Genomic DNA, 6,187 nt, shown 5'->3' with positions numbered 1-6,187 from the left:
TCGTCGCACTGATCATGGCGTTCTCACGCGCGATCAAGCCTGGCGACGGCATCGTCATCGACAGCAGTTACCAATTGATGGTGTTGTGATGGGACGTTTTGCCGACTTCCTCGGTCATTTCGGCCGGGCGCGCGCTGATGCGAACGACCGCAGCGCATGGGGCGCACTGATCATGGCGTTCTCACGCGCGATCAAGCCTGGCGACGGCATCGTCATCGACAGCAGTTACCAATTGATGGTGTTGTGATGGGACGTTTTGCCGACTTCCTCGGTCATTTCGGCCGGGCGCGCGCTGATGCGAACGACCGCAGCGCATGGGGATCGTTCTGGTTCGAGCCTGTCACCCTGCGCACCACCAGTGGTGCACGGATTTCGAGCGAGTCGGCGCTGCGTCTGTCAGCCGTCTATGCCTGCGTCCGCATCCTCGCAGCAGAAAGCATGGCCTCCTTGCCTTTCATCCTGTACAGCCCACACAGCCGTGGCAAGGTGGAGGTGACCGATCACTGGTTGTACCGGCTATTCCACATCCGCCCGAATCGGTATCAGAACCCATTCGAGTGGCGCGAAATGCTCATGGGCCACCTGGCGCTGCGTGGCAATGCCTTCTGTCGCATCCTCAGCGATGCGGCCGGACAGATCACAGATCTCATCCCGATCCATCCGGATCGGGTCAGCCTGGTGCTCTCCAACACTCAGGCCGATGAATACAGCTACCGCATCATCGACCGCTTCGGCAATCAGACCATTCTGCCGCGCGGCGCTGTCTGGCATCTGCGGGGGCAAAGCATGGCCTCCTTGCCTTTCATCCTGTACAGCCCACACAGCCGTGGCAAGGTGGAGGTGACCGATCACTGGTTGTACCGGCTATTCCACATCCGCCCGAATCGGTATCAGAACCCATTCGAGTGGCGCGAAATGCTCATGGGCCACCTGGCGCTGCGTGGCAATGCCTTCTGTCGCATCCTCAGCGATGCGGCCGGACAGATCACAGATCTCATCCCGATCCATCCGGATCGGGTCAGCCTGGTGCTCTCCAACACTCAGGCCGATGAATACAGCTACCGCATCATCGACCGCTTCGGCAATCAGACCATTCTGCCGCGCGGCGCTGTCTGGCATCTGCGGGGGCTGTCATCCGACGGCATGATCGGCCTGTCGCCTATCGAGATGGCGCGCGAGAGTGTTGGCCTGGCGCTCACCGCCCAGGAGTACGGCTCACGCTTTTTTGCCAACGACGCCAAGCCCACCGGCGGCTGGATCGAATACCCCGGCACCTTCAAGGACAAACCCGCTCGCGACAACTTCCGAGAGTCTTACCAGCACGCGCAGGGCGCGATGAACCGTGGCAAGGTGCTGGTCCTGGAAGCAGGTATGAAGTACCACGAGGTCGGCGTGACCAACAAGGAAGCGCAGTTCCTGGAACTGCGCAAATTTCAGGTCACCGACATCGCACGCTTGTTCCGTGTTCCGCCGCACATGATTGCGGACCTGGATCGTGCGACCAACAACAACATCGAACAGCAGTCAATCGAATTCGTGCGCTACACCATGCGTCCGTGGGCCGAGCGCTGGGAAGCCAGCATTCGCGCCGATCTGATGCTCGATGAGGACGACATGGACTGCGAATTCGATTTCGCGGCCTTGATGCGCGGTGACGCCAACAGCCGGGCGACTTACTACTCAGCGATGGTCAGCATGGGGGCGCTCACCCGCAATGAGGTGCGCGTGGCAGAGAACTACGCACCACTGCCTGGATTGGACGAACCCTTGGTGGCGCTCAACATGGGCGCCACCGGCCCCAATCAGCAGCCCACACCAACACAAGCGCCGCCGGATGACGACAACACCGAGCCCAGCAAGATCAACGAACAAGACGATGACGATGAAACGTGACATGCGCGGGGAACTGCTGCTGGCCGAGTTCCTGACCACCCCCTGGGCCTTGATGCCCGAGCGCCTGCATGCGCTCAGTGCCGTGTTTGACCGTTGGAGCAAGCATGCGCCCGCCGGTGAAGACCTCCTAGAGCGCGTGATGGCAGACCGCCAGACACGTCAGATCAAACGTCAAAGTGCGCAATCGGCGTCAGGCGATGGCATCGCGGTGCTGCCGCTGTATGGCGTGGTCACCCAGCGCGGCAACATGGTCGAAGATGTGTCTGGCCCTGGCACCACGAGCACGCAGCTGCTTGGTGCCGCCTTGCGCCAGGCGCTTGCCGATGACACGGTCAGTCAAATTCTGATCGACATCGATAGTCCCGGCGGCAGCGTCTACGGTGTTGCCGAACTGGCGGACCAGATCCAGTCGGCGCGCTCGATCAAACCGGTCGTGGCAGTGGCCAACAGCCTGGCCGCCAGCGCGGCCTACTGGATTGGCTGCGCCGCTGGGGAGTTGTACGTCACCCCCGGCGGCGAAGTCGGCTCCATCGGTGTGTGGCAAGCGCACTTCGACTATTCGCAGGCGCTGGCCGCTGACGGCGTCACCCCGACGACATCGATAGTCCCGGCGGCAGCGTCTACGGTGTTGCCGAACTGGCGGACCAGATCCAGTCGGCGCGCTCGATCAAACCGGTCGTGGCAGTGGCCAACAGCCTGGCCGCCAGCGCGGCCTACTGGATTGGCTGCGCCGCTGGGGAGTTGTACGTCACCCCCGGCGGCGAAGTCGGCTCCATCGGTGTGTGGCAAGCGCACTTCGACTATTCGCAGGCGCTGGCCGCTGACGGCGTCACCCCGACCTTGATCTCGGCTGGCAAGTACAAGGTCGAAGGCAATCCATACGGACCTCTGGACGAGCAAGCGCTTGGCTTTATGCAATCGCGCGTGGATGACTACTACGGCGCGCGCGTTCACCAAAGCCGTCGCCAAGGGGCGTGGCCAGCCGATTGCCAGCGTGCGCGATGGCATGGGCCAGGGCCGTGTACTAGGCGCAGACGCTTCACCAAAGCCGTCGCCAAGGGGCGTGGCCAGCCGATTGCCAGCGTGCGCGATGGCATGGGCCAGGGCCGTGTACTAGGCGCAGACGCGGCACTGGCCCAAAAGATGGTCGATGGCATCGCGACCTTCGATGACGTCATCACGATGATGCAAAAGCGTGGCCGCGCGCAGAGCCGGGCCACCTCTCGTCTCGTCCAAGCCAGGAACACGCTGGCCTTGATGGGAACACGCTGGCCTTGATGTGACGCCCCCACTGTCCGGCATCACCGGGCAGAACCAACGCACAGCCGCTTGAGGGAAGCCTCGGCGGCTTTTTTTATACCCGCACCGGTGATGCTCACTCACCCGCACGGGTTTTTTCATTTGGAGAACCCGCAATGAGCAAACATCTACGAGAACTGCAGGCCAAGAAGGCCAAGCTCGTCAAGGACGCCCGCGCCTTGACGGAAGGTCCCGCACGGGTTTTTTCATTTGGAGAACCCGCAATGAGCAAACATCTACGAGAACTGCAGGCCAAGAAGGCCAAGCTCGTCAAGGACGCCCGCGCCTTGACGGAAGGTGCCGCCGCCGAGAACCGCGATCTGACGGCCGAAGAGGTCAGCCACTTCGACGCACTGCGCGCGCAGATCGAAACCGCCTCTGCCGCCATCGACAGGGAGATGAGCCTGGTGGCAGAGGAGGCACGCTCGGCCAGCGTCGCGGTGGCGTTGGCGTCAAGCGCTGCCGTGCAGCCGTCTCCTGCTGCCGTGCCGCCGCCGAGAACCGCGATCTGACGGCCGAAGAGGTCAGCCACTTCGACGCACTGCGCGCGCAGATCGAAACCGCCTCTGCCGCCATCGACAGGGAGATGAGCCTGGTGGCAGAGGAGGCACGCTCGGCCAGCGTCGCGGTGGCGTTGGCGTCAAGCGCTGCCGTGCAGCCGTCTCCTGCTGCCGTCAGCGTGCCGACAAGCGCGAGCATCATCAGCGTCAGCGACAACCGAGAACTCGACCCCCGGCGCGGGTTTGCCAGCGTCGGAGAATTGCCGCCGAGAACCGCGATCTGACGGTAGAAGAGGTCAGCCACTTCGACGCACTGCGCGCGCAGATCGAAACAGCCTCTGCCGCCATCGACAGGGAGATGAGCCTGGTGGCAGAGGAGGCACGCTCGGCCAGCGTCGCGGTGGCGGTGGCGTTGGCGTCAGGCGCTGCCGTGCAGCCGTCTCCCGCTGCCGTCAGCGTGCCGACAAGCGCGAGCATCCTCAGCGTCAGCGACAACCGAGAACTCGACCCCCGGCGCGGGTTTGCCAGCGTCGGAGAATTCCTCAAATCCGTGCGACAAGCCGAAAGCGCACGTCGCTCAGGCGGCATGGTCGACGAGCGGCTGTTGGTGGGTTCCAGGATCGGTGCCATCGCTCCTGGCCTAGTCACCAATGAATCGGCTGGCGTGGACGGCGGTTTTGCCATACCGCCGCAGTTTTCCCAAGACATCTTCACCCTCTCGCTAGGCGAGGACGGTCTGCTGCCCATGACCGACAACGTGGAGATCTCCGGCAACAGCATCTCCTTTCCTCGAGACGAGACGACGCCATGGGGATCGAACGGCGTGCGGGCCTATTGGCAAGGTGAAGCGTCGGTGGCCCAGGCGACCAAGCCGCAACTGGGCCTGACCACCCTGCGACTCTATTGGCAAGGTGAAGCGTCGGTGGCCCAGGCGACCAAGCCGCAACTGGGCCTGACCACCCTGCGACTCAAAAAGCTCATGACCCTGGTACCGATCACCTCCGAGTTGCTGGAGGACACCAACGCACTCACCTCTTATCTGCCCCAGCAAATCGCCGAACGCATCCGATGGAAGACCAACGAGGCCATTCTCAACGGCCAAGGCGATGGCGTTCCGCTGGGGGCATTCCAGTAAAGCTCATGACCCTGGTACCGATCACCTCCGAGTTGCTGGAGGACACCAACGCACTCACCTCTTATCTGCCCCAGCAAATCGCCGAACGCATCCGATGGAAGACCAACGAGGCCNAGGCGGCATGGTCGACGAGCGGCTGTTGGTGGGTTCCAGGATCGGTGCCATCGCTCCTGGCCTATGTTGGTGGGTTCCAGGATCGGTGCCATCGCTCCTGGCCTAGTCAGTGGCCAATGAATCGGCTGGCGTGGACGGCGGTTTTGCCATACCGCCGCAGTTTTCCCAAGACATCTTCACCCTCTCGCTAGGCGAGGACGGTCTGCTGCCCATGACCGACAACGTGGAGATCTCCGGCAACAGCATCTCCTTTCCTCGAGACGATTCACCCTCTCGCTAGGCGAGGACGGTCTGCTGCCCATGACCGNAGGCGGCATGGTCGACGAGCGGCTGTTGGTGGGTTCCAGGATCGGTGCCATCGCTCCGGGCCTAGTGGCCAATGAATCGGCTGGCGTGGACGGCGGTTTTGCCATACCGCCGCAGTTTTCCCAAGACATCTTCACCCTCTCGCTAGGCGAGGACGGTCTGCTGCCCATGACCGACAACGTGGAGATCTCCGGCAACAGCATCTCCTTTCCTCGAGACGAGACGACGCCATGGGGATCGAACGGCGTGCGACGCCATGGGGATCGAACGGCGTGCGGGCCTATTGGCAAGGTGAAGCGTCGGTGGCCCAGGCGACCAAGCCGCAACTGGGCCTGACCACCCTGCGACTCAAAAAGCTCATGACCCTGGTACCCATCACCTCCGAGTTGCTGGAGGACACCAACGCACTCACCTCTTATCTGCCCCAGCAAATCGCCGAACGCATCCGCTGGAAGACCAACGAAGCCATTCTCAACGGCCAAGGCGATGGCGTTCCGCTAGGCGCCTTCCAGTCCGGCGCGGTGATCACCGTGCGTGCCCAAGGATCAGAATCAGGCCAGCCAGACGTTGTCGCTGGAGAACCTGCTCAACATGCAGTCGCGCTTCATGCCCGGCTCTGAGAACAGGGGCGTATGGATCATCAACAAGTCGGTCCAGGCCAAGCTCTACGGCATCACCTGGAACGGCATCCAAGGATCAGAATCAGGCCAGCCAGACGTTGTCGCTGGAGAACCTGCTCAACATGCAGTCGCGCTTCATGCCCGGCTCTGAGAACAGGGGCGTATGGATCATCAACAAGTCGGTCCAGGCCAAGCTCTACGGCATCACCTGGAACGGCATGCCGGCATTCATGCCCATTGGCTACCAGATCAACCTCGGCGGCTCGCTCACACAGGTGCAGCGCAATACCTTGCTGGGAATGCCGGTGATCTTCTCCCAG

The 6,187-nt window shown here is 62.5% G+C and carries 8 protein-coding genes and 1 pseudogene; all 9 read left to right on the top strand.

Going from position 1 to position 6,187, the window contains the following annotated elements; translation table 11 throughout:
* Positions 1–247 (top strand): hypothetical protein (locus XANALMUS060_RS22400; protein WP_235430581.1); only part of this gene is annotated, 247 nt, incomplete at its 5' end.
* Positions 247–1,893, top strand: a complete 1,647-nt coding sequence (locus XANALMUS060_RS16400; RefSeq protein ID WP_052688240.1) for a phage portal protein — start codon at positions 247–249, stop codon at positions 1,891–1,893. The genes XANALMUS060_RS22400 and XANALMUS060_RS16400, both read left to right, overlap by 1 nt.
* Positions 1,835–2,509, top strand: a pseudogene (locus XANALMUS060_RS23130) (S49 family peptidase); the annotation flags it as partial. The gene XANALMUS060_RS16400 and the pseudogene XANALMUS060_RS23130, both read left to right, overlap by 59 nt.
* A gap of 62 nt (positions 2,510–2,571) precedes the next feature.
* Positions 2,572–3,171, top strand: coding sequence for a S49 family peptidase (locus XANALMUS060_RS22390; protein WP_235430580.1), 600 nt, complete (start codon positions 2,572–2,574; stop codon positions 3,169–3,171).
* Positions 3,172–3,308: 137 nt separating this feature from the next.
* Positions 3,309–3,704, top strand: coding sequence for a hypothetical protein (locus XANALMUS060_RS17825; RefSeq protein WP_052688237.1), 396 nt, complete (start codon positions 3,309–3,311; stop codon positions 3,702–3,704).
* 74 nt (positions 3,705–3,778) lie between these two features.
* A complete protein-coding gene (locus XANALMUS060_RS22385; RefSeq protein WP_052688236.1) occupies positions 3,779–3,976 on the top strand; it encodes a hypothetical protein in 198 nt (65 codons plus the stop codon).
* On the top strand, positions 3,952–4,827 hold the full coding sequence (locus XANALMUS060_RS16380; RefSeq protein ID WP_152640577.1) for a phage major capsid protein: 876 nt from the start codon (positions 3,952–3,954) through the stop codon (positions 4,825–4,827). The genes XANALMUS060_RS22385 and XANALMUS060_RS16380 overlap by 25 nt, the downstream gene beginning before the upstream one ends.
* 650 nt (positions 4,828–5,477) lie before the next feature.
* Positions 5,478–5,867 (top strand): phage major capsid protein, encoded by a 390-nt coding sequence (locus XANALMUS060_RS21510; protein ID WP_052688234.1) that lies wholly within the window; start codon positions 5,478–5,480, stop codon positions 5,865–5,867.
* Positions 5,792–6,187 (top strand): phage major capsid protein (locus XANALMUS060_RS20745; RefSeq protein WP_152640578.1); only part of this gene is annotated, 396 nt, incomplete at its 3' end. The genes XANALMUS060_RS21510 and XANALMUS060_RS20745, both read left to right, overlap by 76 nt.

It is taken from the genome of Xanthomonas sp. MUS 060 (assembly GCF_000963215.1).
In the GTDB taxonomy this organism is placed as follows: Bacteria; Pseudomonadota; Gammaproteobacteria; order Xanthomonadales; family Xanthomonadaceae; genus Xanthomonas_A.
Note: the sequence above shows the minus strand (reverse complement) of the source record. Positions and strands in the feature narration are given on the sequence as shown.

Excerpts from the sequence above, each read along its gene's own strand:
- XANALMUS060_RS17825 (WP_052688237.1), top strand. The coding sequence starts at position 3,309 with ATGAGCAAACATCTACGAGAACTGCAGGCCAAGAAGGCCAAGCTCGTC.
- XANALMUS060_RS16400 (WP_052688240.1), top strand. The coding sequence starts at position 247 with ATGGGACGTTTTGCCGACTTCCTCGGTCATTTCGGCCGGGCGCGCGCT.
- XANALMUS060_RS21510 (WP_052688234.1), top strand. The coding sequence starts at position 5,478 with ATGGGGATCGAACGGCGTGCGACGCCATGGGGATCGAACGGCGTGCGG.
- XANALMUS060_RS22385 (WP_052688236.1), top strand. The coding sequence starts at position 3,779 with ATGAGCCTGGTGGCAGAGGAGGCACGCTCGGCCAGCGTCGCGGTGGCG.